Here is a 26,898-nt window from a genome sequence, read left to right as displayed (position 1 = left end):
AGCAAGGGCGGGCTGGAAGGAGGGAGCGGCCGGAAGGAGGGAAGGATGCCGGGAAATGCAGGTTCAGCTTTCAACGCGCGCGATTGCCACATCCGTCAATGCGAAACCGGCATCCTTGCTGAGCATGGCAACACCGCGATACTTGGCTGTTGCATAATGAAAGCAATCGGCGAGATTGAGGGCGCGAGTTCGTTCTACATCTGAAAACCGGTGCCGGCCGTGCAGATCGAAGGCCCGCAAGGCCAGCCGGCGCTCGGGATCCGCGACCGGCACGACAACAATACCTGCAGTCTGGATGAACTCCTGGACGCGGGCGTCGGCGTCCTCCATCGACATCGTCTTCTTGCGAAACAGACCGACGGTTGCCTCCCACACAGCCAGGACCGAACACACAAGCTCGGGCGCCGCGTCCATCGCCCTTGCAAAGGCCTCGCTCTCGGGCTCGTCTGTCAGGATGCCGATACTGACGGAGGCATCGACGAACATCATTGCTCTCCGTTCAAATCGTCGAAGAAATCCTTGTCAGCCAAAAGGCCAGTGTCAGAACAGGCAGCGATACGCTCGCGCAATGGCTTCAGACGCAGCCACAATGGCTCTTGCCGGTCGACACGTCGCAGTTCATTTTCCAGTGCCAGTTTAACGGCATCGGTCTTGTTGAGACGCTTCGCGGCAGCCTGCCGCTCCGCCAGACGATTGACCTCGTCACTGCGAATATTAAGCGGCATTCGGCATGTCCTTGTGTGGGAACACTTGTGTAGTCATATTTATCACTGTCTACACAAGCCCTCAAGGCGCAGCCTATTCCGCCGCAGCACGGCCCGGCTGTTCACGGTTCTTGAGCAGCTTGAAAATCACCGAATCCATCAGTGCCTGGAACGAGGCGTCGATGATGTTGTCGGAGACGCCGACGGTCCACCAGCGGGCACCGGTACCATCCATCGATTCGATCAGCACGCGGGTGATCGCCTCCGTGCCGCCGTTCAGGATGCGGACCTTGTAGTCCACCAGTTCGAGGTCCTCGATTTCCGACTGGTATTTGCCGAGATCCTTGCGCAGCGCGAGATCCAACGCATTGACCGGCCCGTGCCCGCCTTCGGCAACCGACATGGTCGTTGTGCCGTCGATCGAAACCTTGACGACGGCCTCCGAGACGGTTTTCAGATTGCCATTGGCATCGAAGCGACGCTCGACCATGACGCGAAAGCTCTCGACCACAAAGAAATCCGGCACCGTGCCCAGAATGCGCTGCGCAAGGATCGCAAAACTCGCGTCGGCCCCTTCATAGGCATAACCGGTCGCCTCGCGTTCCTTGACGATCGCAATCAGCTGGTCGAGCTTCGGATCATCCTTGGACACGATGATGCCGCGCCGCTTGAGTGCATTGATGAAATTCGCCTTGCCGCCCTGATCAGAGACCATGACCTTGCGCAGATTGCCGACCGATTCGGGCGTCACATGCTCATAGGTGCGCGGATCTTTCAGCAGCGCCGAGGCATGGATGCCGGCCTTGGTGGCAAAGGCCGATGCGCCGACATAGGGCATCTGGTGATCGGGCGAGCGGTTGAGCATTTCGTCGAAGGAATGCGACAGCTTGGTCAGTTCCTGCAGCCGATCGGCATCGATCGCCGTCTCGAAGCGGCTGGTATAGGCCTCTTTCAGCGCCAGCGTCGGGATCAGCGTCACCAGATTGGCGTTGCCGCAGCGCTCGCCAATGCCGTTCAATGTACCCTGGATCTGGCGGACCCCGGCCTCGACTGCGGCCAGCGAATTGGCGACGGCCTGGCCTGTGTCATTGTGGGCATGGATGCCGAGATGGGCACCGGGCACGCCGCTTGAGATGACGGCTGTGACGATGTCGCGGATTTCCGGCGGCTGCGTGCCGCCATTGGTGTCGCAGAGCACGACCCAGCGCGCACCGGCCTCGTAGGCTGCTTTTGCGCAGGCGAGCGCGTAATCCGGATTTGCCTTGTAGCCATCGAAGAAATGCTCGCAGTCGATCAGCGCCTCCTTGCCGCGGGCAACGACGGCTTCCACCGACGCGCTGATGCTGTCGAGGTTTTCGTCGTTGGTGCAACCCAGAGCGACGCGGACATGATAGTCCCAGCTCTTGGCGACCAGACAGACCGCGTCGCTTTTCGCCTGCAGGATCGCAGCCAGACCGGGATCGTTGGAAGCCGAAACGCCGGCGCGCTTGGTCATGCCAAAGGCGACGAAGGCTGCCTTCTGCGTGCGCTTCGACTGGAAGAAATCCGTATCGGTCGGGTTTGCGCCGGGATAGCCGCCCTCGATATAGTCGACGCCGAAATCATCCAGCATGGCGGCGATGGCGATCTTGTCCTCGACGGAGAAGTCAATGCCCGGTGTCTGCTGGCCGTCGCGCAGGGTGGTGTCGAAAAGGTAGATGCGTTCGCGGGTCATGGATATGCCTCACAATGCGAGACTGGCATATGCGGACGCATGCCCCCCTCTGTCGGCGAAGCCGACATCTGCCCCGCAAGGGGGGAGATGGGCGGCATGCCTTGTGCCCGCCTTACCGGAAATCCGGCAAGGGAAATGGATGATCGCCCCCCTTGTGGGGGAGATGTCACGCAGTGACAGGGGGGGGTAAGCCGCCGCAAACTCGGATTGGCCATTGCCATCACACCTTCCCCACAAACCCATCCGTCGCCCGGATCAGACAGTCGAGGATGCCGGGCTCGGAATAGGCGTGGCCGGCGCCCTCGATCAGGTGGAACTCGGCTTGCGGCCATGCCTTGTGCAACGCCCAGGCGTATTTCGCCGGGCACGGCATGTCGTAGCGGCCGTGGACGATGACGCCCGGAATGCCATGCAGCTTGTCGGCATCGCGCAGGAGTTGCCCCTCCTCCAGCCAGCCGGCATGGACGAAGAAATGGTTTTCGATGCGGGCAAACGCATGGGCGTACTCTTCGTCCTCGAACGGGGTCGAAGTCGCAGCCTCGGGCAGAAGCGTGATCGTCTCGCCCTCCCAGATGCTCCAGGCCCTGGCTGCCGCCAGACGCGTCGCGCGGTCGTCGCTGGTCAGCCGCCGGTGATAGGCGTGCATCATCTCGTGGCGCTCGTTTTCCGGGATCGGCGCGATGAAACGCTCCCATTTGTCGGGAAACATTTCCGAGACGCCGAACTGGTAGTACCAGTCGAGTTCGGCTTTGGTCAGCGTGTAGATGCCGCGCACGACGAGTTCGGACACCCGGTCGGCATGTTTTTCGGCATAGGCAAGCGCCAGCGTCGAGCCCCAGGAGCCGCCAAAGACCAGCCATTTTTCGGCACCGGCCATTTCGCGCAGGCGCTCGATATCGGCGACAAGATGCCAGGTCGTGTTGGCCTCGAGTTCGGCATGCGGCGTGGACTTGCCGCAGCCGCGCTGGTCAAACAGCGTCACGTCGTAGAGTTTCGGATCGAACAGGCGGCGATGTTTTGGCGAGATCGTGCCGCCGGGGCCGCCATGCAGGAAGACCGCCGGCTTGGCGCCGGGTGTTCCAGACCGCTCCCAATAGATCACATGACCATCGCCGACATCGAGATGACCCGAGGCGTAGGGTTCGATTTCCGGATAGAGCGTGCGAAAAATTTCGGTCATGCTGTCTGCTTTCAAATCAATCGTCGGGTGGTATTTCAGGCGTCGGGAAACTGGGGCCAGACCGCGGTGTCGTGGTCCGGATGCTGGAAGGAGATCACGGCTTCCTGGCGCATGTAGAAATCGGCGTCTTCGTGCACGGGTTGGTCAAAGATTTCAGTGACCCAGGCATTGCGGGCAGCAAAATTCACCTGGATCTGCGGCATCAGGTCGGCACGATCGTCAAAGGCGCCGATGGCAATTTCGAGACCGCCCGGATGCTTGTATGTCAAAGGCGTGCCACACGCGGGACAGAAGCCCCGGGCGATGTTGATCGACGACTGGAAGTAGCTCGGCTCGCCGCGTGTCCATTCCGTCTCGCCCTTGACGGTAACCAGCGGCCCGAAGAAACCGCCGAACGCCTTCTGGCACATGCGGCAATGGCAGATAGAAGGACGGCCAAGCGCACCATGAATGCGAAAGCGCACGGCGCCACATTGGCAGCCGCCGGTTCGAACAGTCTCTGTCATGTGTCAATCTCCGGTGGCCAGGTTTGCGTATCGTGATCGGGGTGCTGGTAGGAAACCAGCGTGGCGAGGAAGGACGCGGCTGTCTGGTCGGCCATCGTGTCCTCACCGGGCAGCGAAGCGATATGATCGACATAGGAGAGCCTGGCCTCGATCCCCCACTGGATCTTCGGCACCACCGTTTCCGGATCATCGAAGACGGCGATCGCCAGACCAAGACCGTCCGGCGCGGCATAGCAGAGCGGCGTGCCGCACTCACCGCAGAAGCCGCGTTTGACGGCATTCGACGACTGGAAATATTTGGGTTCGCCGCGCGTCCAGATGAGTCTCGCATCGTGAAGCGAGACCAGCGGCGCATAGAAATTGCCGAACGCCTTCTGGCACATGCGGCAATGGCAGACGGACGCATCGCCAAGGGCGCCTTCGACGCGGAAGCGGACCGCGCCGCACTGGCAGCCACCTGACTGGAGAGGGTTTGTCATGGTGAGGCCTTTCCGAGCACTTTCAGAATGTGAAGGCAGACGCCATCGATATCGCGCAAGACATCTTCATTCCAGAAGCGCAGCACTGTCCAGCCATCGGTTTCCAGGCGTTTTGTCCGCTGTACGTCATAGGCGGAGTCTCGGTCGACTGCATGCTGAGATCCGTCGAGTTCGACGACCAGACGCTGCTCCGGGCAAGCGAAATCGACGATGTATCCGGCGATCGGCAATTGACGCCGGAAGCCAAGTCCCATGAGGCGATGGGCGCGCACGGCATTCCAGAATTTCAACTCAGCGTCTGTGAGGTTCTTTCGCATGTGGCGCGCATTTGCGCGGGCTTTCGGGGGGATTGGCGTATGTGGCACGATACCCCCCTCTGTCACTTCGTGACATCTCCCCCACAAGGGGGGAGATCGATCGCGGCCCGCCTCTCGCCCCGAAACATCATGCTTAGACTGCGCAAACAAGCCGATAGAATCAAGCATCGACGTCTCAGTCACGCGCAGGTCGTGTTGTTCTGCCAGATGGCAACCACGGTCTCCCGATCTCCCCCCTTGTGGGGGAGATGTCACGCAGTGACAGAGGGGGGCGGCCACAGCATAAGACACTACCGCTTGACCTCCCACGTCGTCACGCGTTCGCCGGTCGTCGCATCCTTGCCATCCTTGAGCTGGATGCCCTTGGACAGCAGGTCGTCGCGGATACGATCGGCTTCGGCAAAGTTTTTGGCTTTGAGCATTTCGAGGCGCGCCTCAATTTGCTTACGGAACTTAAGGTCGTCCATGATTTTATTAACGGCGCCTTCATGCTTCGGGAAAACATCGGTCGATCGGCTCCAAAGACCCAAATGCTCCAAAGTCACGGCAAGGGTTTCAGGAAAATCGTCCGCTTCTTTGTATAGGGCGTGCAGTCTCGCGATCATTGTCGATGTATCAAGATCATCCGACAATGCTGCGATGACCTTATGGTCCACCGATGGCTTAATATTTGGATCAGATTGATCAGCGAGCAGATACCACCGTTTCAAAATTCGAGAAGCCTCCTCCAGACGCTTCACCGAAAAATCGATCGGCTCGCGGTAATGCGTCATCAGCATGGCCAGCCGCAGCACTTCGCCCGGCCATTTGCGGCCGCCAAATTTTTCCGTGTGCAACAATTCCTGGATGGTGACGAAATTGCCGTCGGACTTTGACATCTTGCGCCCTTCGACCTGCAGGAAGCCGTTGTGCATCCAGACATTGGCCATCACAGGCGTGCCGTGGGCGCAGCGCGACTGGGCGATCTCGTTTTCGTGGTGCGGGAAGATCAGGTCGAGGCCGCCGCCATGGATGTCGAAGGTCTGGCCGAGATAGCGCTCGCTCATCGCCGAGCATTCGATATGCCAGCCCGGGCGGCCGCGGCCCCACGGGCTTTCCCAACCGGGTTCGGTGTCGGATGACAGCTTCCAGAGAACGAAATCCTGCGGGCTCTTCTTGTGCCCTTCCACCGCGATGCGGGCACCAGCCTGCTGCTCGTCGAGCGGACGCTTGGAAAGCTGGCCGTAATCCGCCATCGACTTGGTGTCGAACAGCACTTCGCCAGCGGCAACATAGGCATGGCCCTTGGTGATCAGCGTTTCGATGATCTGGATCATCTGCTCGATGTTGTCAGTCGCACGCGGCTGATGTGTCGGCTCGAGGCAGCCGAGCGCCTTCGCATCATCCCGAAACTGCGTCTCGGTTTTTTCAGTAACGGCGCGGATCGCGTCGTTCAGCGGCAGGTCTGGAAAGTCGCGCAGCGCCCGCGCGTTGATCTTGTCATCGACGTCGGTGATGTTGCGGGCATAGGTGACCCTCGTACCATCCTTTGCTGTTCCAGAACCCGGATAGAGCTGCTTAAGCAGACGGTAGAGCACGTCGAAGACGATGACGGGCCGGGCGTTGCCGATATGGGCGAAATCATAGACGGTCGGGCCGCAGACATACATGCGGACATTCGTTGGATCGATCGGCTGGAAGTCGACCTTCTCGCGTGTCAGCGTGTTGTAGAGTTTCAGTGCCGGCAGGTCGTCCATCCCAGTCTCCATTCCAGATCCGTCGTCGATCACAGTCAGCCGTCCGGCTGGCCAGTCACGTTTGTCATCTTGGTTTTGGGGAGACGAAAACGGCCAGGCCAGCGAAGCGCTAGCGAATAATGATCCGGCAGATGCAGATGATCGTTTTCATGGCCAGCGTTATCGCGCCTGCAAGGGTTACGGTCAAGGGGTCAGCGAGGCTCAAGTTGGATATGTTGAGATACTGGTCAAAGCGTCATTGTTTTGTCATGATTACGCTTATCTGGAGCAACCGGAATTCGGAGACACACAGGTCCATAATCTGGCCTGTTTCCTCCGGAACAATCAGGGGCGCCGTTTTCGGGGAAAGATCCGCAAACGAAGCAACCCGACCTAGGGAAAAACGACAGGGAGAATTTGAAATGTCCGGCATCAACAGCGACAAGAAGAGCCCGCGACCGGCGGAAAATCTTGTCCAACAATATCGCCCGCTCGGCCTCAAAGCGGTTCTGGCCGCAGCCCTGCAGGTGAAGAAGAAGCCGGTCATGGCTCCGCCGAAGGCCAAGCTGCCCGCCTGACGGCTGCACCTCGGTTTCCGTGCCGGACGACATTTGAAGACAATCTTAGAACAAGGAGAGCTGTGTCGATTTCGGCACAGCCTGTTGCCGGCTGTCGCGGCGCGGATGCGGTGTGACCGGCGTCTGCAGGTCGGCCCCGAGATTGGCAACCTTGTTGACCTTGTCCGAGACCGCGATCGCCTCGAAATAGTCGTCCTCGGCCGACACCAACAGGTCCGCGACGTCCCGCGGTTCCTGCGTGCGGCAATCGAGCCAGCGGGAAAAATCCTCGGGCTTGATCACCACAGGCATGCGGTCGTGGATGGCGCTGATCGTCGCATTGGCAGCAATCGTCAGGATCGCGGCCGTGTCGATCTCCGAGCCGTCGGCCGACGCCCAGGTTTCCATCAGCCCGGCAAAGGCAACGACACCGCCCTTGCGCGGCCGGATCCAGTAGGCCTGCGCGGGCTCGCCGCTGTCCTTGGGCGGCCGATGCCATTCGTAGAAGCCGGAGACCGGCACGAGAATGCGCCGATGGCGCATCGCCGCCTTGAAGGATGCCTTCTGTGCGGCGGTTTCGGCACGGGCATTGATCAGAAGCGGGAAATCGCGCGGATCCTTGACCCAGGATGGCGTCAGGCCCCAGCGCACCAGCATCGCCTTGCGTTCGGGAAGATTGCTGCCGGGGGCGGCGCGCTCACCGGCCAGGACGATGAGGATCGGCTGCGTCGGGGCGATATTGTAGCGCGCCGGAAAGCCGTCGACTTTCAGCAGGGCAAACAATTCCACCAATTCTTCCGGCGTTGCCGTCAGCGCATAGCGTCCGCACATGACATTCAATTGGCATTTCGCATAAGGTGGGTCAATGATTTGAAAGCGCCGGATTTGAAAATGCCTGCATCGCCCCAACTCGCTTCCTCCGCCATCCTTCAACGGGGCGGCCGCTATCTGCTTGTCAGGCGCGCCAATGCGCCCTCTGCAGATATGTTTGCCTTTCCCGGTGGAAGGGCGGAACCGGGCGAGACGCCGGAGGAAACCGCCTTGCGAGAATTCCACGAGGAAACCGGGATCGCCGCGCGCAACCCGATCCTGTTCGAGACCTACGACCTGCCGCCACAGACGATCGATGGCGCAAGAGCACGGCATTTCTTCCTCTCGGTGTTCACCGTCGATGCCGATCCCGACAGCACAGCCGTGGCCGGCGACGATGCAGCCGAGATCGGCTGGTACACGCCGGCGGAAATCAACGCCCTGCCGGTGCCAGACAGCGTCCGCCATTGCGTGGCCAGACTGCAGAACGGACAGGCTCGATGAGGAACATACCCGCCCTACCGCGATACCGAGCGGTCATTGCTGCCCTGGTTTTCCTGTCTTTGTCACCCCTTGTCTGGGCGCAGGAGACCCCCCCGGCAGAGATACCGGCCGATACGGCAATCGAGGTCCCTGTGATCGCCGAGGAAAAGCCGGCGCCCTACGATCCGCAACTGGTCCGGCTTTCCGAGATCCTCGGCTCGGTCCAGTATCTGCGGACGCTTTGCAAGGGCGACAGCGACGACGGCTGGCGACAGGCCATGCAGCAATTGATCGACAGGGAGGCCGAAAACGAAGTGCGGCGGCGGGAGCGCTTTACAGCCGCATTCAACCGCGGTTATCGCACGTTTGCGTCCGTGTATACCACCTGCACAGCACCTGCGGTTGTTGCCGAAGAGCGATACCGTGCCGAAGGCGCAACACTTGCTTCAGAAATAGTCGCGCGATTTGGAAATTAAGGGGAAATTAACCTCTTTCTTCAGGACCCCGTGTCGTTTTGGGAAAAGGCTGCTAATGATATTAAGAGAGTGGTAAGAAGTGGCGCCGGGTGATTTGCCGGCGCGAGTAAAGAGCGTGAAATCTGCATGGAACGTATGATGGAACCGAGCCTGAATGACATCGACGACATGATCGTCCATGAAAAAATGCAGGCGGCGCTCGAACATCAGAATGAAGCGTGGGCCGACGGCATGGCAGATGGCATCGAGCCGGAGATCATCGCCGATGCCGCCATTGCACTGGCCATGCGCGAGACAATCCGCCTGCACGGCGAAGGCAGTGCAGAGGCGATGCTGGAATCGCTCCGTGCGCGTATGCTCGCCGGGGAATTTTCGCCGGAACGGACGCTGCAGTAACCTTCGAGGCTGTCATGACACGCCAGACCAATGCCAACCGGATCATTGCGATTCGGCTGGGAGCACTCCTGTTCGCAGCCGTCTCATTGTCGTGGCTGCTCCCTGCCCCGCCCGCTTTTGCCCTCAGCGAACTGAAAACCATCCCGGGCCAGGCCGCGCCGGAGAGCGCACCTGAAAATCCCGCTGACCTCGACGCGCCGGGCGATGATGCGCCGATGGAAATCCCCCTTCCCGATCCTTTCGTCAACAAGGCGCTGAACGATGGCGACGGCGATGGTGGCAACGACGATGGTGGCAACGATGGCAACAACGGGCCGGTCGAGCCGCAGCCGCCTGTCGAGGTGCTCACCGACGTCTCGAAAATCCCGCAGGCCGTCGCCCGGATGCGCGAACTGATCGTCGAGGCTGCGGCGTCCGGCGACATCGAACGCCTTCGGCCGCTGCTCGGCAAGGGCGAAACGCAGACGCAGGTCAGCATTACCGAAGGCGAAGATGATCCGCTCGTGACCCTGAAGGGCCTTTCCGGCGATGGCGAGGGCGTCGAGATCCTGGCGATCCTGCTGGACCTTTTGTCGACGGGGTTCGTGGAGGCCGACAAGGGCACACCGGAGGCCATCTATGTCTGGCCATACTTTGCTGAAAAGCCGCTTGCTTCGCTGACAGCGCCGGAAAAGGTCGATCTCTTCCGGTTGGTGACCGCCGGCGATTTTGCCGAGATGCAGGAATTCGGCAGTTATAATTTCTACCGCGTCGGCATCACCGCCGATGGCCAGTGGAAATTTTTCGTCGCCGGCGACTGACGCCAACGCAAAGCGCTTGCCCGCAAGCCTGCGAGAACCTACCTGTTTTGCAAACAGATCAGGATGAAACCATGCACGCTCCGACCACACGCCTTCTTTCTGGCCGCGCCGTCATTACCGTATCCGGACCGGACGCCGAAAGTTTCCTGCAGAACCTGATCACCACCGACCTTGGCCATCTCGCACCGGGGGAAGTGTTGCCCGGCGCGCTTTTAACGCCGCAGGGCAAGATCCTGTTCGATTTTCTCGTCTCCCGCGATGGCGAGGCCGGGATCCGGCTTGAAACGTCCGTAGATCAGGGTGAAGGCCTGCTGAAGCGCCTGACCATGTACAAGCTGCGCGCACCGGTAACGCTGGTGCTCGCCTCCCCGGCAATGGTGGCCGTAACACTGAGCGAGACCGATGGCGAAAATGGCCTTCGGGACATGCGCTTCGCCAAAGCCGGCGAAACGGCGTTTCGTCGCTATGAAGCGGTCGATGGCGGCGGTGGCGCGGCCATTGACGGTTATGAGCGCCTTCGGATCGAAAGCGGCATTGCCGTTTCGGGCGCGGATTATGCCCTGCAGGATGCCTTTCCCCATGATGTTCTTCTGGACCTCAATGGCGGGCTTTCCTTCAGGAAAGGCTGTTATGTCGGACAGGAAGTGGTCTCGCGCATGCAGCATCGGGGTACGGCACGGCGCCGCGTGGTGATTGTCCGCGCGCCGACGGCCTTGCCCGAGACCGGAACCGCAATCACCGTGAATGGCCGCCCGATCGGCACGCTCGGCACGGTGCTGGGGCAAAGCGGCCTTGCGATCGTGCGCATCGACAAGGCCGGCGAAGCGATCGAGACAGCTGTGCCGATCCTTGCCGGCGACGTGTCCGTGACGCTCACCCTGCCGGCATGGTCCGGCCTGACATTCCCGACGGCGTCGGAAGAAGCGAGCGCCTGATGTCTACCGGTGTCTCCGCGCGTGCCTGGCAGCGCATGCTTTCCGGCCGTCGCCTCGACCTGCTTGATCCCTCGCCGCTCGACGTCGAACTGGCCGACATCGCCCATGGCCTTGCCCGTGTCGCCCGCTGGAATGGCCAGACGGAAGGCGACCACGCGTTTTCCGTCGCCCAGCACAGCCTCGTCGTCGAGGAGATCTTCCGGCGCATGAACCGCTGCACGGCAGATGAATGTCTGATGGCGCTTTTGCATGACGCACCCGAATATGTGATTGGCGACATGATCTCGCCGTTCAAGGCGGTGGTCGGCGGCGGTTACAAGGCGGTCGAAAAGCGGCTGGAAAGCGCCATCCATTTGCGCTTTGGCCTGCCGGCGCTGACGCCTGCCGATATCAAGGACAGGATCAAGAAGGCCGATCAGGTCGCGGCCTATTTCGAAGCGACGGTTCTGGCGGGATTTTCGCTGGACGAAGCGCGGAAATTCTTCGGCCAGCCGCGCGGCATCACCCGCGAGATGATCCCGATCGACCCGCAGCCGGCGGTCGAGGCGCAGCGGCTGTTTGCGGCCCGCTTTGCAGCGATCGAGGCTGAGCGCGCGCACACAACGACGGTGTCCTGAGATGTCGCATATCGTTGTTGCGCCCCTGTCCCGCATTGCCGAGATGGCCGTCCGCCACGGTTGCCGCGACATGGTCAGCCTGCTGGCCAAGGGGCAGGCCTTTCATCGTCCGGCAGTCATTGCCGCCGACCGGCATCTGGTGCTGGGCGTCAACGACATCACGTTCAACGCGAGCGGCAAGACCGCCGGCGGCCTGATTGCACCGCAGGAAGAACATGTGGCGGCGGTCATTGCTTTCTCCCGCGACTGGGACAGGGCCGGGCCGCTTCTGGTGCATTGCTGGATGGGCGTGTCACGTTCGCCGGCAGCTGCCGCAATCGTCGCGCTTGCCGTCGAACCCGATCAGGACGATCTCGCGCTGGCGCTCCGGCTGCGTGCGTCGTCTCCCTTTGCCACGCCCAACAGCCGGCTGATCGAGATCGGCGATCATCTGCTCGGCCGGCAGGGTCGGCTGATTGCAGCCATCAAAGCCATCGGTCGCGGTGCGGACGCAGACGGAAACACGCCCTTCGTTCTTGCGATCCGGCCGGAGGGTGCGATTAATGCCGGCTGATGCGCTGCCGATGACGGTCGAGATCGGCCTGAATGCTGCCGTCGTCTCGGTTGCCAATCGCAGTCCGCGTATTCTGGCCGTCGGCGACGAAAGCGGCGATGGTCGCGACGGCTTGCCGTTTGGGCCCTTCGATCCCGACCGGCATCGCACATTTGAAACCAGCCTGCGCGAAAGGGTCGAGCAGCAGACGGCGCTTGATCTCGGCTATATCGAGCAACTCTATACGTTTGGCGATCGCGGGCGGCATCGCTCGCCCGGGGAAACCGGGCTGCATGTCGTCTCGGTTGGTTACCTCGCCTTGACCCGGCCCGACGACGAGAGCACGGCACGGCTGACGGAAGCCGGCGCACACTGGCGCGACTGGTATGGCTATCTGCCCTGGGAAGACTGGCGGCAGGGGCGCCCCACCGTGATCGACCAGCATATCCTGCCGGCGCTGAGCACTTGGGAGACGCAGGCTCGACGCAACGAGACCTCCGGCCTGCCGCTGCGGCGCACCCGCATCCGGCTTGCCTTTGGGCTCGACGATTTCCCCTGGGACGAGGAACGGGTGCTGGAGCGCTACGAACTGCTCTATGAAGCGGGGCTTGTGGGTGAGGCAGTGATCGACGGCCGACGCGACGCAGACGCTCTTTCACATCCCGGTTTCGGCACAGGCCAGATGATGCGGCATGACCATCGCCGCATCGTCGCCACCGCGATTGCCCGCCTGCGCGGCAAGATCAAGTACAGGCCGGTGATTTTCGAGTTGATGCCGCCGGAATTTACGCTCACGGAACTGCAGTCGACTGTCGAGGCGATTTCCGGACGGCACCTGCACAAGCAGAATTTTCGCCGCCTGGTCGAGGGGGCCGAACTGGTCGAACCGACCGGCATGCTGACAGCGGCGACCGGGGGCCGGCCGGCCGCCCTCTTCCGGTTCCGGCGCCAGATCCTCGATGAACGCCCGGCACCGGGCCTGAAGGTCGGCGGACGCTAGCGCCTGCATGACCGATCATGCCTATTCAATCACGGCGCAGGCCAGCCGGTCGCCGGCATCGCCAGCCGGCTGGCTGCGATTGTCATCGGCCCTGGCATGGACCATCAGCGCCCGTCCGCGAATGCCGTTATCCGTCTCGTCGAGGCTGACGAAGGCGTTGAAGACCTGGGCGCGCATCACGCCATCCTGCCCGACATACTGATTCGGCATGTCGCCAGCATGCGGACCCGTCACCGACAGAAAGCCATGCTCCACCTCGGTGGGATTGAAATGCGCGCCGGCCGCCTTGTGACCATCGGTATGATCGCACTTCCCGCTTTCATGAACATGAAACGCCACCCAGGTGCCGGGCGGAAGATCTGACACGTCCACTTCAATCAGCACGCCCTTGTCGGCATCGGTAAGGGCGGCGCGACCGTTGGCCTTGCCATCCTTGCTGACGAAATTGGCGATGGCCGTCTGCGATGTCTGCTGGGCGGCCAGCGGCGTGGCGAGCAGCAGCATGGCTGCGGCAGTTGAAAACAGGGTTTTCATGAAGATCTCCTTTTTCATTTCGAAGGAGAACAACGCGTGGCGCATGCCTCTGTTCCGATCTTTCGACCGCCGAGCCACCAATCGCCCGGTCCGGCCGTTGTCCGAGGAAGGAGACGTTCCGTCGATCAGACGCCGATGACGATGTCGAGCCCGATATCCAGCGTCGGTGCAGCCATGGTGATCTTCGACGTCGAGATGTAGTCGATCCCGGTTTCGGCAATGGCGCGGATGGTCTGAAGAGTGACGTTACCGGAAGCCTCGAGCCGGGTGCGGCGCGTGTCCGACGGATAGTCCGCAGGAGACAGCCGGAAGTGCGCGGCATTGATGGCGACAGCCTGCCGCAGAAGGTCCGGGCCCATATTGTCGAGCAGGATCACATCGGGATGGGCGGTCAGCGCGGCACGCATCTGGTCGAGGCCGTCCACCTCGATCTCGATTTTGACGAGATGGCCGACATAGGCACGCGCGGCCTGAACGGCCTCAGCGACGCCACCGGAAACGGCGATGTGGTTGTCCTTGATCAGCACCGCATCATCCAGACCGAAACGATGATTGGAGCCGCCGCCCAGCCGCACCGCATATTTCTCCAGCGCCCGCAGACCGGGAATCGTCTTGCGGGTGCAGCAGACTTTTGCGCGCGTGTGGGCAATCTCGGCGGCAAAGGTCGATGTGTAGGTGGCGATGCCGCTCAGGTGCATCAAAAAATTCAGCGCGACGCGTTCGGCCGAGAGCAGCGCCCGGGCGGGGCCGGAAATTCGCGCCAGCGCCGTGCTGGGCGAGACCGCGTCGCCGTCACTGACCAGTGCTTCGAAATGCAGCGTCGGATCGATCAGCCGAAAGGCGCAGCGCGCAAGCTCTATGCCGGCGACCACGCCGTGGTCGCGCGAATTCATGGCGGCTGTCGCCGTCCTTTCCGGGGCGATCGTCGCATAGGTGGTTATGTCTCCGGCACGCCCGAGATCCTCGATCAGGGCAGCGCGCACCTGGTCCTCGATCATCAGGACAGGCAGTTGCGGGCGATGGGCAGTGACTGTCATGGCGGGCTCTTTCAGTAACAGTTGGTCTCGTTGCCGGCGGTTGGCAGCGGTCTCCTCGCTCTCAGAGCGAAAAGACCGCATGAATCAGGCCGCCTCGGTCTCCGCGATTTCGGCCACAACGCGATCCGCCTCGGCCAGCGTGATAAAGGTCCGGTGTTTCCAGGCCGGCATCTGCTCCGGGCAATCGGAGCGGTAGTGTCCGCCGCGACTTTCGGCGCGCAGGAATGCGGCCGTCGTAATCAGCTTGGCCGTGGTCAGGATATTGGAAAAGCGCAGCCGCGTATTGCCGCGCTCCAGAGCGGCGATCTCGCGGATCGCCCTGACGAGACTGTCGCGCGAGCGGATGACGCCGACATTGTCGCTCATGCTGCGGCGCAGCTTCGACAAAGCCGGACTGTCTTCCAGCGTGACCGGGTCGTCGTTTTCGCCGGCATTCTTGCCCCAATCTGTCATTTTCGGTTCCGGCAGCATGCCCTTGATGTTCTCGGCAATGCGCGCGGCAAAAACGACCGCTTCGAGCAGGGAATTGGAGGCCAGTCGATTGGCACCGTGCACGCCGGTGGAGGTCACCTCGCCCGCAGCCCACAGACCGTCGATCGAGGTGCGGCCTTCGCCATCGGTCAAAACGCCGCCCATATGATAGTGCACCGCTGGCACGACCGGGATCGGCTGGGTTGCCGGATCGATGCCGGCGGCCATGCAGGAGGCGTAGACCGTCGGGAAGGCTTCGGCGAAATGCGCACCAACCGCCTGGGTGCAATCGAGAAACGCGCCGCGCCCGGCCTGGACCTCGGCAAACACGCCGCGCGAAACGATGTCGCGCGGGGCGAGTTCGCCGTCGGCATGAATATCCAGCATGAAACGATGGCCGGCGGCATTGATCAGATGGGCGCCATCGCCGCGCAGGGCCTCTGTTGCAAGCGGTGCCGGATCGCGGCCGATGTTGATGGCGGTCGGGTGGAATTGGACGAATTCGGGATCGGCGATGATCGCCCCCGCCCGCGCGGCCATGCCGACGCCCTGGCCGCTGGCTTCGGTCGGATTGGTGGTGATGGCAAAGAGATGGCCGACGCCGCCCGAGCAGAGCACCACGGCGCGAGCCGGAAACGACACGCGCTTCTTCGACTGGCCGGCATCGGGCCTGGCGATAACGCCCGAGATGAAGCGGCCCTCGCGCACCAGTTCCTCGACCACATAACCTTCGAGAACGCGGATCGACGGCGTCTTGCGCACGGCGGATATCAGCGCTTCCATGATCGCCTTGCCGGCCATGTCGCCCTTGACGCGGACGATGCGCCGCTCCGAATGGGCCGCCTCGCGCGACAGAAGCAGCTTGCCCTCAAGATCGCGATCGAAGGGAACGCCATAGTCGAGCAGGTCGTGAATGCGGGCCGGCCCTTCCTGCACCATCATGCGGGTCATCTTTTCGTCGACGATGCCGGCACCGGCAATGAGCGTATCGGCGACATGCTTGTCGACGGTATCGCCAAGCCCCATGGCCGCCGCAATACCGCCCTGCGCCCAGGCCGATGACGCGCCATGGCCGATCGGCGCGGCTGCAAGCACAGTGACCGGACGCGGGCTGAGCTTCAGCGCACAGAACAGGCCTGCAAGCCCCCCACCGACGATGACGATGTCATCGATGCCATTGAAGGATTGCGGGCGAAAATGGTCGGTCAGCATTGTCTTTCTCCTCCGGGAATGTCTCCCTCTTCTCCCCAGCAGAGAGAAGTGCCGAGCGCTAGCGAGGCGATGATGGGGGTGATCCGGCAAACTGTAGTTTGCGTGGCTCCCCTCATCCGGCCCTTCGGGCCACCTTCTCCCCGCTGGGGAGAAGAGGTCCGCCGCTATCACCGCCGGGCTCGTCTATTGCTTCAAATTCACCATCCGCTCGACGGCGAGCCTGGCGCGACCGGCAATAGCCGGATCGACCAAAACTTCCTCCGTCATGAACAGCAGGCTGTCGAGGATCTTCGGCAGGGTGATGCGCTTCATGTGCGGACAGAGGTTGCAGGGCTTGATGAAGTCGACATCCTTGATTTCCGCCTGGATATTGGAGGCCATCGAGCATTCGGTGACGAGCAGCACGCGGGCCGGCCGCTTGTCCTTGACGTAGTTGATCATGCCGGAGGTCGAGCCGGCGAAATCGCAAACGGCAATGACATCCGGGTGGCATTCCGGATGGCCGATGATCTCGATCGTCGGATCGGCTTCCTTGTAGGCCAAAAGTTCCGCCGCCGTGAAGCGTTCGTGCACCTCGCAATGGCCCTTCCAGGTGAGGATCTTCTTCTTGGTCTGCTTGGCGACATTCATCGCCAGATATTCGTCGGGAATGCAGAGCACGGTGTCGCTGTCCAGGCTCTCGATGACGGCGAGAACATTGGAGGATGTGCAGCAGATGTCGGTTTCGGCCTTCACATCGGCGGAGGTGTTGACATAGGTGACGACAGGCACGCCCGGATAACGTTGCTTCAAAAGCCGCACATCGGCGCCGGTGATCGATTCCGACAGCGAGCAACCGGCCTTTCCGTCGGGGATCAGCACGGTCTTTTCCGGATTGAGCAGCTTGGAGGTCTCGGCCATGAAGTGCACGCCGCACTGGATGATGATTTCCGAATCGACCTTGGTGGCATCACGCGCCAGTTGCAGCGAATCGCCAACGATGTCGGCGACGCAGTGGAAAATATCCGGCGTCTGGTAGTTGTGCGCCAGGATGACGGCACCGCGTTCCTTCTTGATCCGGTTGATGGCGTGCACATAAGGGGCATAGACCGGCCACTCGAAGGCCGGGATGAACTGTTTCACCCGTTCGTAGAGATGCTCCGTCTCGCGGGCAATCGCCGGGGTGAAGGTCAGATCCGGCCGCGCGATCACGCCGAAACGTTCGGCTGCACTCGTCGCTGCGATGACGGGACTTGCGTTATCAAGCCGTTGCGGGGTGGTCATCGGCTGCTCCCTTTCCGCCACCCTCCCGGTGGCAAAGCCTATTTTGCTCAAAATGAGCATAATAGGATCAAAAGAAAACCGGCAATGCCGGTAGACTTGATTTAGAAAGTTTTGTGACTGTTTTCAAGGATGTCCTCCCGCAATTTCGCGGGAAGGACAGAATTTGTCGCCACAGGCGTGCAGGATCACGCCATGGCCGGGCGTTCCACCGGTTTCTCGACGATCGGCCAATGAACGGCGGCGGCGAACAGGCCAAGGGCCACACCCAGCCACCAGACCGGATCATAGGAGCCGAACTGGTCGTAGAGGTAACCACCCATCCAGACACCCAGAAACGAGCCGACCTGATGCGACAGGAACACCACGCCACCGAGCAGGCCCAGATGCCGCGTGCCGAACATGATGGCGACCAGCGCATTGGTCGGCGGCACGGTCGAGAGCCACAAAAGCCCCATGACTGCGGCAAATATCACCACTGATGTCGGTGACTGCGGCAGAAGCAGAAAGGCGGTGACCACGATCGAGCGGCCGATATAGATATAGGCGAGGAAATAGGGCTTCGAATAGCGCTGGCCGATGACGCCGGACGCGAGAGACCCGATGATGTTGAAGAAGCCGATCAGCGCCAGCGCGATCACCGCATAGCGCGCATCGATGCCGATATCGCCGATATAGGCCGGAAAATGCGCCGTGATGAACGCCACCTGATAGCCGCAGACGAAGAAGCCGGTCACCAGCAGAAGATAGCTCTTGTGGCTCAGCGCCTCCTTCAGCGCTTCGCCGATCGACTGTTTGTAGAGCGCTTCCTTCTGGCTGCCCGACGAAGAATTGCCGCGCAGCGGAATGGCGAACAGCGGCACAAGCAGCATCAGCATGCCCATGTAGACGAGGCTGTCGGACCAGCCATAGGCCGAAATCAGCCCCTGGCTTAGCGGCGCAAACAGGAACATGCCGGCAGATCCCGCCGCCGTGCAGATACCGAAGGCCATGGAGCGCTGCTGCGGCGTGACATTGCGGGCAAAGGCGGACAGGAGAATGCCGAAGGAACCGGCGCCGACGCCAAGACCGACCATGACACCGCCGCCAATATGCAGCCAGACCGGCGCATCGGCATGGGCCATCAGGATCAGACCGCCGGCATAGACGAGACCGGAAAAAGCCAGCACCCGCCAGGAGCCGTATTTATCGGCTATCGCCCCGAAGAACGGCTGGCTGATGCCCCAGGCGAGATTCTGGAAGGCCATGGCCAGCCCGAACGTGGTGCGATCCCAGCCGGTATCGGCGAGCATCGGAAGCTGGAAAAAACCCATGGCCGAGCGCGGCCCAAATGTCAGGGTCGCAATCAGCGACCCCGCAAGAATGATCAGCCACGGCAGGGGCGTGCGTATTGCAGGGGTCGCAAGAATCGATGGGGCCGACATGGGTCTCTCCGCAATATGGAGGTCAAACCTACGCTCGGCCATGCCTTGATAAAAGCGAAATTATTTGACAGGGCGATCACCCGAATTGATGGAAAGCGGCGGATCTGCCAAAGATCGGATGGGCTCGCCAGAGCACGTTTACTGGCGCACTTCGACCGCAGGCATCACACGGCGCCAGCCCCGACCGCATACAATCATGGACCGCGCGAGGTGGTGATTTCAGGCCAGTTCCGCGATGAGATCAGACAGGATCGCGTTGATCGTTTCCGGTTTCTCCATCGGGACATAGTGACCACAGGCGGGCACGACACAAAGCCGGCCCATCGGTGCCTCGTTTGCCTGTTGCGCGCTCACCGCCTGTCCCGGAGCGACATCGTCCGCGCCGGTCACCACGATCACAGGCACCGAACAGCCCGCCAGAAAATCGTCGCGGCTCGGGCGGGCGTGAAACACGTCCACACCCAGCGCAATGGATGCAGGTCTCTGTGCCAGGGCAATGGCCCGCGCCGCCGCCATCACGTGCCGGGGCGCGGACGGCGAAAACAGCGGTTGCCAGAATGTCTGCCAGGCCATCTCCAGGCCGTCCGCCCGGATCATCTCGACCGCCTGTCGGTGCAGGGCTGGATCCGGCCGGTGGCGCGCTTTGGTTCCGATCAGCACCAGGGCTGCGACCCGATCAGGCGCGGCCAGGGCAACCTCGATCGCGCAGGACCGCCGACCGAACAGCCGACGACGATCAACCGCTCCGCATTCGTCGTTTCGAGCGCCTTTGCGGCCCAATCCTCAACGCTGCTGCCGAAACCATAAAGTGTCGGCGCGCTGGTCGCCCCGGGCAACAGGTTCCGCTGCGCAGCCCACATGCTGCCGTCGAGCGGCAAGGCGTGCAGCAGAAGCAGGCCGAGCGTCACCCTCTGAGCTTCATCGGCCAGCGCTGCTGCCGGGTTTTTATCACATGCACATCATCACCCAGGCGAATCTCGCCCTCGCTGCGCGCCACGGCGTTCCAGCCGAACAGGACACCGGGGACGCGGCGATCAGCGGACATCCGCTTTTCCGCCAATCCCTGGATCGGATTGCCGCCGATGCGCTCGCCCGTCACCTGATCCTGCGTCGTCATGATGCAGCGGGCGCAGGGCTTGACGAGATCAAAGACGATGCCGCCGATCTCGAAGCTTTCCCAGAGGTCCTCTTCCCAGGGTGTACGGTTGTCGATCAGGATATTGGTGCGGAACCGGTCCATGCCGACTGGCTGCTGCCCTTTCGAAACCAGGGTGGCGTTGAGGTCTTCCAGCGAGGCCGTGGTGGTGATCAGCACCGGAAAACCATCGGCAAAGCCAACGGGTGCCGAAGCATCCGCCCAATCCTCGCCGACGACACGCTTGGCCTGCCCGTCCATATGGGCAAGCTTGACCGGACGCCCGAACCAGCCGGACAGCGCGGTATTCACCGCATCGTCCGCAATCGCTGCATCGACCGCGCTCTCCCAGACATGCACGCCCATGCGTCTTGCCGGATCAAAAACCGCCGTCAGGCTGTTTTCCTGCATGGCGAGATGTACGCCGCCTTCAACCGGTGTCGCCTCGATCTGGGCAAGGCTCTGCAATTCGCGCTGGGTGATGAACGCACCGTCATCATCGACCAGCATGAAGCGGCGATCGTCGCGCAAGCCGTCGCGGCAGACATCGACGCGCGCGCGGGGGATGGCGCGGCCGCTTTTCAGCGGGTGGATGTTGAGGCCGGTGACATTCATGGGCGTGGCTCCCGTCAGTTGAGAGGTTGATTCAAGTCGATCGCAGGGTGATTCCGAAAACTATGCCAAAGGTCTGATTTATCTAGATTTCTTCGAACATCATGGCGAGAACCTGACGCAGTTTCCGCTGCCGTTCCAGCGCCAGCGTATGGCCGGCGGCGGTCTTGAAGCCGTCGGTCAGCTTGAACAATTTGACCTCGAAATGGTCGATCGCATAGGCCTTGTCGTCCAGCGGACGGTGTTCGGCGAGCGGGTCGAGCGGATCATAGAGCCCGCTGCCCATGCGCCCGGCGATGTAGAAACAGCGCGCCGCGCCGATCATGCCGATCGCATCGAGGCGGTCGGCATCCTGGAGAATTTTCGCCTCGACGCTCTGCGGCGGCAGGTCTGCGGAAAAGCTGTGGGTGAGGATCGCATGGCCGACGGCCGCCATGTCCGGCGTGCGCCAGCCGAGTTCGTCAAGCAGTTCGAAGGCTTTCTCCGCGGCTAGCCGCGAGGCCTGCGCCCTCTGGGGCGAGTTCTTTTCGACGGAAACACAATCATGCAGCAGGACGGCGGCGGCCAGGATACGAAGATCTCCGCCCTCCCTGCCCTGGATCGACAAAGCGTTCTTCCAGACCCGGATCAGATGAGCCGCATCATGCGAGCCGTCATCGTCGGCAAAGGCGTAGGGCAACAGCTGTTCGGCCAGTGTTTCGAACGGCGCAAAGGCTGCAGCCAGAGAAGTAAGTCGGGTCATTGGTCATCCACGGCACGAATCCTTCGGCGAAACCGCCGCCAGCCTGTTTCGCCCGGTTCGGCGCTCGAGTCTACAGGCGGGCGTCTTCTGGCGACGTGTCTGCCGGCAGATCGACCGGTGACGGAACGTCGGCCGCAGCCCCCGTACCCGACAGGATCTTCTGGTAGAACAGGCCGATACCGATCAGCACGCCACCGAGCCCGATAAACGACAGCGCCCGCAGGAAGCCTTCGAGATTGGCCATATCGATCAGGAAGACCTTGAGAACAGCGATGAAGACGAGGGCTGCCGACGCGATCCGAATGCTTTTTGCGTTGAAGCGCGAGCCGACCACGAGCAGGACGACGCCGAGCAGCAGCCAGACCACCGAATAGGTGTAGGTCTCGCGCCCGAAGAACCCCTTCCAGTCGGCAATGTTCTGGCCCTGCCAGAAACGACGCACGGACAATGTTGCCCAGGCAAAGGCAAGGATCGCGCCCGCGACGGCCAGCGCCGTCACATAGGGCATCGGCCGCTTGCCACGCGCATACCAGGCAAGGCCGGCATACCCGAGCCCCGGCACCAGATAGCCGATCAGCAGAAGATCGAAGACCGGCACGGAGCCCAATAGTTCGCCGCTGAAATAGGGGTTGAGGCCGATCAGGTGCGCAAACAGGATCGACAGCATCGACAGGAGGCCGATCGCCATGCCGCCATAGCGGAAGACCGGACTTGGCGACTTGACGTCGAGCGTCATCAGAATGCCCGAGGCACCGATCGCAAGCAGTGTATAGATCGACTGTTCGCCCAGCGTCGGCACGCTGCTGTCGAGAACGCCGCCGTTCATCGCATGGCGCACGAGGATGGCAATCGTCAGAAGCACAAACAGGCTGGCGAGTGCCTGCAGAAGGTTTCGGACCCGCAGGCCTGGCCAGTGGCGCAGCTCGAAGGCGGCTGCAACCAGAAGGATTGCCGGAAGGCCGTAACCGGCCAGAAGCGCGTTGAAGACCGGTGTCGTCGACAGGTTTTCCGCACCGACGATCGTCGGCTCCCAGGCGATGCGCGCGAGAACGGCAATCGCTGCACCGACCATCATCCAGGGCAGCGACGGCCAGGACCGAAGGCGGGTTGCGGCAACATAGGCCGCACCGGCGACGATGATGCCAAGGGTGGTTGCCAGACCGTCGGTCAGGGCATGCAGGGCCAGCACGAAGAGCGCCAATGAGCCAGCGACGAGGATGGCTTGCGGCCAGTCATGGCCCGCCTGATCCGTGTCGTCGTCTGCCAGCCGATCGTCCGTCATGGTTGTGGCCCTCCAGATCCATTCGGCAAGCGCGATCAGGGCCAGGCCCGCGGCCAATGCGAAAAATCCGTGCGGCGCATCGAAGGTCAGGTTTCCGGTCATCAGGAAGGACATGGAGGTCAGGGCGAGCGGAACCACGGCGGCCAGCACGGTCCAGACGGTCGAGAACTGTGGCTGCGATCTCAGCTGCCGATGCAGGACCAGCGCGGCAAGGCCGATGAAGAGGCAGGACATGACCATGCCGGTCAGCATGGCCGCGCGTGCCGAGACCGCCACGACCGGCACTGCGGCTGCAAGGCCCGGATCAATGTAGGTCAGGAGCCCGCTGAGCGCCGTCAGGCTCCAGAGACCGGTGATGGCGGTGAGTGCCGCGAGCATGGCCGGATAGACAGCGGTGGCGCGCCACGCCCCCAGAACCGCCAGAGCCGCGACGATCAGGGAAAATTCCGTCACGGGATAGCCAGACGGGGTAAAGGCCGGGCTGATCATGCAAAGCGCAGTCACCACGGCGGAGACGGAAGCGGTCACCGTGATCGCGGCCCAAGGCGGCACGAACAAACGTTCCCAGGGGCCTGGATCCGGCATCTGCAAGGGATTTCCGGCATCGGTGTTTGCCGCAGATGCGGCCGGCAGACCAACACCGCCGGGCCAGACAAGTCCGATGCCGGCGATCATGACGAGCATCGTCACCGTCACCGGCAGGGTGTCGAACGGCGTTGCAGACGCGATATAGAGCAGTGCCCAGAGACCGAGGCCGATATTGGCGATCGACGGCACGACGGTCCAGGCTCGGATGCGGGCAGCCGAGAGCGTCGCCAGCCAGGAGATGATCAGGAAGCCGAACAACGCCCACGGACTGGGGCTTGCCGAGGAGACCAGGGCTGGCGTTGCGAGCGAACCGAGCAGGCCAAGGCCGGCCAGCGCCTGCCCGTGCAGCAGCGACAGCGCCACGGTGGCCAGCGCCACAAGCCCCAGCAGGAAGAAGGCGGCGGCCGGGCCGATGAAACCATAGATGCCGTGTGCCGCATAGCAGACGCCGAACAGCGTCAATGCGCCGGCCGCCGTCAGGATGCCGGGGATCATGGCGTTCTGGAACTGGTCGGCGATCACAGGCACGGCGCGGCGGCGGACGAATTCGCCGGCGGCCATCAGCGCCAGGCCGAAGACTGCTGCGAGAACCAGACGCACCGCAGGGCTGAGCAGGCCGGCATCGATGGAATATTTGACCATGAAAATACCGCCAAGCGCCAGCGCGAGACCGCCGACCCAGACGGCCCAGCGGGCACCAAGACGGCTTTCGAGACTTTCCCTGGGGCGGATCGCGACGGAATCGATGGAGCCATTGGCGGCGGGACGGGCCGGAACCGGCTCGCCGCGCGATGCTTTCTCGACGGCCTCCTGGCTGATCGACGGGGTATCGCCACCGAAGATTGCCGCGCCACGGCGGGCAGCCGTCTCGGCCGGCTCCTGCACCGCAACGGGCATCGCAACCGCCACATCTTCCGGGGCCGCCGACAGGGGTGCCTCCGCATCTGCAGCAACGGGCACGGGCACGGATTCGGTAGCGGCAATGGCGTTCGCACGATCGGCAATGGCTTCGACGCGCTTCAGTTCGGCTTTCAGCGCTTCGATTTCGAGATCCATGCGCTCGGCCGTCTTGCGGCCATTGAGGACACCAACCAGCGCCAGCACAAAGGCAACGAAAGCAATCACTTCAATCATATTTTCCCCACGCCATGCGCTTACCCCGATATCGCCGACCATACAGCTTTTCCGACGCAGTCCAAATACAGGGACGTGCCAGTGCAGCAATCTCTTCATCCAATTGTCGCAAACCTGTCATGGTCGCTCCTGTATCTAGGCGACGCGGCGCCTGCGGGCGCACGCTTCCGGATCACAGGAGAACCGACCATGGATAAACATCTCGATCATGCCGATCAGGCGGACTTCAAGACGCTGACCGACCGCCGCGAAGAGCTGGAGGACATCGGCCAGAACTGTTCCACCAACCCGACCATGGGCGACATCATCAATCGCCGCTTTTCGCGGCGCGGCTTTCTTGGCGGATCGCTGGCCGTGGCGGCGATCGCCACCACAGTCAGCCCGCTCGCCATCCTGACGGCCGACGAGGCGCGCGCCGAAACGATCTCTGCGTTCGATTTCAAGGAAATCGAGATCGGTATCGATGAGACCCACCATGTTGCCGAAGGCTATGACGCCGACATCCTGCTGCGCTGGGGCGACAAGGTGTTCGCCGACAGCCCCGACTTCGATCCGATGAACCAGACGCCTGCGAGCCAGGCGAAACAGTTCGGCTACAACAACGATTATGTCGGCTTCATTCCGCTGGATGGAAATCCGGATCACGGCCTGCTCGTCGTCAACCACGAATACACCAATGCCGAAATCATGTTCCCGAACTTCGCCAGCGTCGTCAAGGAAACCAAGGACGGCAAGGAAGCGGAAACGGTCAAGCTTGGCGACTATAACAAGGATCTCGTCGACATCGAGATGGCGGCCCATGGCGGCACGGTCATCGAAATCCGCAAGGTCGATGGCAAGTGGCAGCCGGTGCTCGACGGCAAGTACAACCGCCGCATCACGGCCGACACGGAGATGCAGATTTCCGGCCCGGCCGCCGGCCATGCGCGTATGCAGACCCCGTCCGATCCGACCGGCCTGAAGGTTTTCGGCACCGTGAACAATTGCGCCGGCGGCATCACCGCCTGGGGCACCTACCTTCTGGCCGAGGAAAACATCAACGGCTATTTCGGTGGCGAAATGGCCGAGGATCATCCGGAATTCGCACAGATGAAGCGTCTCGGCATTCCCGGTGGCCAGTATGAATGGTCGAAGTTCCACGACCGGTTCGACGTCTCGACGGAGCCGAACGAATCCAACCGCTTCGGCTGGGTCGTCGAGGTTGACGTGATGGACCCGAATTCGATCCCGAAGAAGCGCACCGCACTTGGCCGCTTCAAACACGAGGGCGCCGAATCGGTGGTCAACAAGGACGGCCATGTCGTGTTCTATTGCGGCGACGACGAGCGGTTCGACTATGTCTACAAGTTCGTGACAACAGGCAAATACAACGCCGACGACCGCGCTGCCAATATGGACCTCTTGGACGACGGCACGCTCTATGTTGCCAAATTCGATGCCGACGGCACGCTCGAATGGCTGCCGCTCGTACAGGGCCAGGGCCCATTGACGGCCGAGAACGGCTTTGCCAGCCAGGCCGACCTTTTGATCAACACCCGGTTTGCCGCCGATGCGCTCGGTGCCACCAAGATGGACCGCCCAGAGGACGTGCAGCCGAACGTCAAGACCGGCAAGGTCTATGTGATGCTGACCAACAACAGCAAGCGCAAGGCCGACCAGATCGACAGTGCCAATCCGCGGGCGGAAAATGCCTTCGGCCACATCATCGAAATCAGCGAGACCGATGGCGACTTCACGTCGACGAAATCGAAATGGGATGTCCTGCTGAAGTGCGGCGACCCTTCTATCGCAGACGTCGGCGCGTCCTTCTCGACGGCAACGACGAAAAACGGCTGGTTCGGCATGCCGGACAATTGCGCGATCGACGCAGACGGCCGCCTGTGGGTATCGACCGACGGCAACAATGAAAAGGCCACCGGCCGCACCGACGGCATCTGGGCCGTGGATACCGATGGCGATGCGCGCGGCACGTCGAAACTGTTCTTCCGGGTTCCCGTCGGCGCCGAAATGTGCGGCCCGAGCTTCAACCCGACCAGTGACACTTTCTTCCTCGCCGTCCAGCACCCGGGCGACGCTGGCCTTGCAACCTTCGAAAACCCGGCGACCCGCTGGCCGGACTTCAAGGACGACATGCCGGTCCGCCCCGCTGTCGTCGTTGTCACCAAACAGGGCGGCGGCCGCATCGGCTAAAGGCTGACCTCTTGCCACCACAGAAAGGCGCTCCTCTTGCGGGGAGCGCCTTTTTT

The 26,898-nt window shown here is 62.1% G+C and carries 29 protein-coding genes; 10 read left to right on the top strand and 19 right to left on the bottom strand.

What is annotated here, in order from left to right; genetic code table 11:
- Window positions 1-63: 63 nt before the first annotated feature.
- From AX760_RS19780 to cysS, 8 genes are all read right to left on the bottom strand, one after another.
- On the bottom strand, window positions 64-486 hold the full coding sequence (locus AX760_RS19780) for a type II toxin-antitoxin system VapC family toxin (RefSeq protein WP_071834725.1): 423 nt from the start codon (window positions 484-486) through the stop codon (window positions 64-66).
- Complete coding sequence (locus AX760_RS19775; protein WP_071834724.1) at window positions 486-725, bottom strand: type II toxin-antitoxin system VapB family antitoxin; 240 nt, start codon at window positions 723-725, stop codon at window positions 486-488. Before AX760_RS19775 ends, AX760_RS19780 begins: the two co-directional genes overlap by 1 nt.
- Before the next feature lie 73 nt (window positions 726-798).
- Window positions 799-2,418, bottom strand: coding sequence for a citramalate synthase (gene cimA, locus AX760_RS19770; RefSeq protein WP_071834723.1), 1,620 nt, complete (start codon window positions 2,416-2,418; stop codon window positions 799-801).
- 220 nt (window positions 2,419-2,638) lie between these two features.
- On the bottom strand, window positions 2,639-3,598 hold the full coding sequence (gene pip / locus AX760_RS19765) for a prolyl aminopeptidase (RefSeq protein ID WP_071834722.1): 960 nt from the start codon (window positions 3,596-3,598) through the stop codon (window positions 2,639-2,641).
- Between the two features lie 35 nt (window positions 3,599-3,633).
- Window positions 3,634-4,104 (bottom strand): GFA family protein, encoded by a 471-nt coding sequence (locus AX760_RS19760; RefSeq protein ID WP_071834721.1) that lies wholly within the window; start codon window positions 4,102-4,104, stop codon window positions 3,634-3,636.
- Window positions 4,101-4,583, bottom strand: a complete 483-nt coding sequence (locus AX760_RS19755) for a GFA family protein (RefSeq protein WP_071834720.1) — start codon at window positions 4,581-4,583, stop codon at window positions 4,101-4,103. Before AX760_RS19755 ends, AX760_RS19760 begins: the two co-directional genes overlap by 4 nt.
- Window positions 4,580-4,948, bottom strand: a complete 369-nt coding sequence (locus tag AX760_RS19750; RefSeq protein ID WP_071834729.1) for an endonuclease domain-containing protein — start codon at window positions 4,946-4,948, stop codon at window positions 4,580-4,582. Before AX760_RS19750 ends, AX760_RS19755 begins: the two co-directional genes overlap by 4 nt.
- Window positions 4,949-5,190: 242 nt before the next feature.
- Complete coding sequence (gene cysS / locus AX760_RS19745; protein ID WP_071834719.1) at window positions 5,191-6,636, bottom strand: cysteine--tRNA ligase; 1,446 nt, start codon at window positions 6,634-6,636, stop codon at window positions 5,191-5,193.
- 401 nt (window positions 6,637-7,037) lie between these two features.
- Here cysS and AX760_RS27280 point away from each other — a divergent pair, with 401 nt between their 5' ends.
- A complete protein-coding gene (locus AX760_RS27280; RefSeq protein ID WP_175552102.1) occupies window positions 7,038-7,193 on the top strand; it encodes a hypothetical protein in 156 nt (51 codons plus the stop codon).
- A gap of 45 nt (window positions 7,194-7,238) precedes the next feature.
- On the opposite strand, the gene AX760_RS19740 is transcribed toward AX760_RS27280, so the two are convergent.
- Window positions 7,239-8,003 (bottom strand): SOS response-associated peptidase, encoded by a 765-nt coding sequence (locus AX760_RS19740; RefSeq protein WP_071834718.1) that lies wholly within the window; start codon window positions 8,001-8,003, stop codon window positions 7,239-7,241.
- A 60-nt stretch (window positions 8,004-8,063) separates the two neighbouring features.
- Between AX760_RS19740 and AX760_RS19735 the strand changes: the two genes are divergently transcribed.
- The 8 genes from AX760_RS19735 (at window position 8,064) to AX760_RS19700 (ending at window position 13,221) form a co-directional block, all read left to right on the top strand.
- Complete coding sequence (locus AX760_RS19735; protein ID WP_071834717.1) at window positions 8,064-8,486, top strand: NUDIX hydrolase; 423 nt, start codon at window positions 8,064-8,066, stop codon at window positions 8,484-8,486.
- Window positions 8,483-8,941: a TIGR02301 family protein gene (locus AX760_RS19730; protein ID WP_071834716.1), complete on the top strand. Its 459-nt coding sequence runs from the start codon at window positions 8,483-8,485 to the stop codon at window positions 8,939-8,941. The genes AX760_RS19735 and AX760_RS19730 overlap by 4 nt, the downstream gene beginning before the upstream one ends.
- Window positions 8,942-9,067: 126 nt before the next feature.
- Window positions 9,068-9,337, top strand: a complete 270-nt coding sequence (locus tag AX760_RS19725; protein WP_087149309.1) for a hypothetical protein — start codon at window positions 9,068-9,070, stop codon at window positions 9,335-9,337.
- Between the two features lie 14 nt (window positions 9,338-9,351).
- Window positions 9,352-10,137 carry a hypothetical protein gene (locus tag AX760_RS19720; RefSeq protein WP_071834715.1) on the top strand — a complete coding sequence of 262 codons (786 nt, stop codon included), beginning with the start codon at window positions 9,352-9,354 and terminating at the stop codon, window positions 10,135-10,137.
- Between the two features lie 71 nt (window positions 10,138-10,208).
- Window positions 10,209-11,072: a CAF17-like 4Fe-4S cluster assembly/insertion protein YgfZ gene (gene ygfZ / locus AX760_RS19715; RefSeq protein ID WP_071834713.1), complete on the top strand. Its 864-nt coding sequence runs from the start codon at window positions 10,209-10,211 to the stop codon at window positions 11,070-11,072.
- On the top strand, window positions 11,072-11,689 hold the full coding sequence (locus AX760_RS19710) for an HD domain-containing protein (RefSeq protein ID WP_071834712.1): 618 nt from the start codon (window positions 11,072-11,074) through the stop codon (window positions 11,687-11,689). The genes ygfZ and AX760_RS19710 overlap by 1 nt, the downstream gene beginning before the upstream one ends.
- Window position 11,690: 1 nt before the next feature.
- Window positions 11,691-12,242: a tyrosine phosphatase family protein gene (locus AX760_RS19705; RefSeq protein ID WP_071834711.1), complete on the top strand. Its 552-nt coding sequence runs from the start codon at window positions 11,691-11,693 to the stop codon at window positions 12,240-12,242.
- A complete protein-coding gene (locus AX760_RS19700; RefSeq protein ID WP_071834709.1) occupies window positions 12,232-13,221 on the top strand; it encodes an NUDIX hydrolase in 990 nt (329 codons plus the stop codon). The genes AX760_RS19705 and AX760_RS19700 overlap by 11 nt, the downstream gene beginning before the upstream one ends.
- 21 nt (window positions 13,222-13,242) lie before the next feature.
- Here AX760_RS19700 and AX760_RS19695 read toward each other — a convergent pair whose 3' ends face one another.
- From AX760_RS19695 to AX760_RS19650, 10 genes are all read right to left on the bottom strand, one after another.
- The gene (locus tag AX760_RS19695) at window positions 13,243-13,755 is read right to left on the bottom strand and encodes a superoxide dismutase family protein (RefSeq protein WP_071834727.1); all 513 of its coding nucleotides are present in this window, start codon (window positions 13,753-13,755) and stop codon (window positions 13,243-13,245) included.
- Window positions 13,756-13,880: 125 nt separating this feature from the next.
- Window positions 13,881-14,792, bottom strand: coding sequence for a carboxylating nicotinate-nucleotide diphosphorylase (gene nadC, locus AX760_RS19690; RefSeq protein ID WP_071834708.1), 912 nt, complete (start codon window positions 14,790-14,792; stop codon window positions 13,881-13,883).
- Between the two features lie 84 nt (window positions 14,793-14,876).
- Window positions 14,877-16,475, bottom strand: a complete 1,599-nt coding sequence (locus tag AX760_RS19685; RefSeq protein ID WP_071834707.1) for an L-aspartate oxidase — start codon at window positions 16,473-16,475, stop codon at window positions 14,877-14,879.
- Window positions 16,476-16,658: 183 nt separating this feature from the next.
- Entirely contained in the window at window positions 16,659-17,738 is a 1,080-nt protein-coding gene (nadA, locus tag AX760_RS19680) for a quinolinate synthase NadA (protein ID WP_071834706.1), read from the bottom strand.
- Window positions 17,739-17,923: 185 nt separating this feature from the next.
- Window positions 17,924-19,159: an MFS transporter gene (locus AX760_RS19675; protein ID WP_071834705.1), complete on the bottom strand. Its 1,236-nt coding sequence runs from the start codon at window positions 19,157-19,159 to the stop codon at window positions 17,924-17,926.
- Between the two features lie 219 nt (window positions 19,160-19,378).
- Entirely contained in the window at window positions 19,379-19,819 is a 441-nt protein-coding gene (locus AX760_RS19670; protein ID WP_071834704.1) for an alpha/beta fold hydrolase, read from the bottom strand.
- On the bottom strand, window positions 19,813-20,067 hold the full coding sequence (locus AX760_RS19665) for a hypothetical protein (RefSeq protein ID WP_071834703.1): 255 nt from the start codon (window positions 20,065-20,067) through the stop codon (window positions 19,813-19,815). Before AX760_RS19665 ends, AX760_RS19670 begins: the two co-directional genes overlap by 7 nt.
- Complete coding sequence (locus AX760_RS19660) at window positions 20,064-20,909, bottom strand: MOSC domain-containing protein (protein WP_071834702.1); 846 nt, start codon at window positions 20,907-20,909, stop codon at window positions 20,064-20,066. The genes AX760_RS19665 and AX760_RS19660 overlap by 4 nt, the downstream gene beginning before the upstream one ends.
- 82 nt (window positions 20,910-20,991) lie before the next feature.
- On the bottom strand, window positions 20,992-21,648 hold the full coding sequence (locus AX760_RS19655) for an HD domain-containing protein (protein ID WP_071834701.1): 657 nt from the start codon (window positions 21,646-21,648) through the stop codon (window positions 20,992-20,994).
- A gap of 70 nt (window positions 21,649-21,718) precedes the next feature.
- Entirely contained in the window at window positions 21,719-24,652 is a 2,934-nt protein-coding gene (locus AX760_RS19650; protein ID WP_071834726.1) for a DUF2339 domain-containing protein, read from the bottom strand.
- A gap of 189 nt (window positions 24,653-24,841) precedes the next feature.
- Between AX760_RS19650 and AX760_RS19645 the strand changes: the two genes are divergently transcribed.
- Window positions 24,842-26,842 carry a PhoX family protein gene (locus tag AX760_RS19645; RefSeq protein ID WP_071834700.1) on the top strand — a complete coding sequence of 667 codons (2,001 nt, stop codon included), beginning with the start codon at window positions 24,842-24,844 and terminating at the stop codon, window positions 26,840-26,842.
- The last annotated feature ends 56 nt before the right edge of the window (window positions 26,843-26,898 follow it).

Source organism: Pararhizobium antarcticum (assembly GCF_001885585.1).
Taxonomy (GTDB): Bacteria; Pseudomonadota; Alphaproteobacteria; order Rhizobiales; family Rhizobiaceae; genus Pararhizobium; species Pararhizobium antarcticum.
This window is presented reverse-complemented; position numbering and strand designations above follow the sequence as displayed.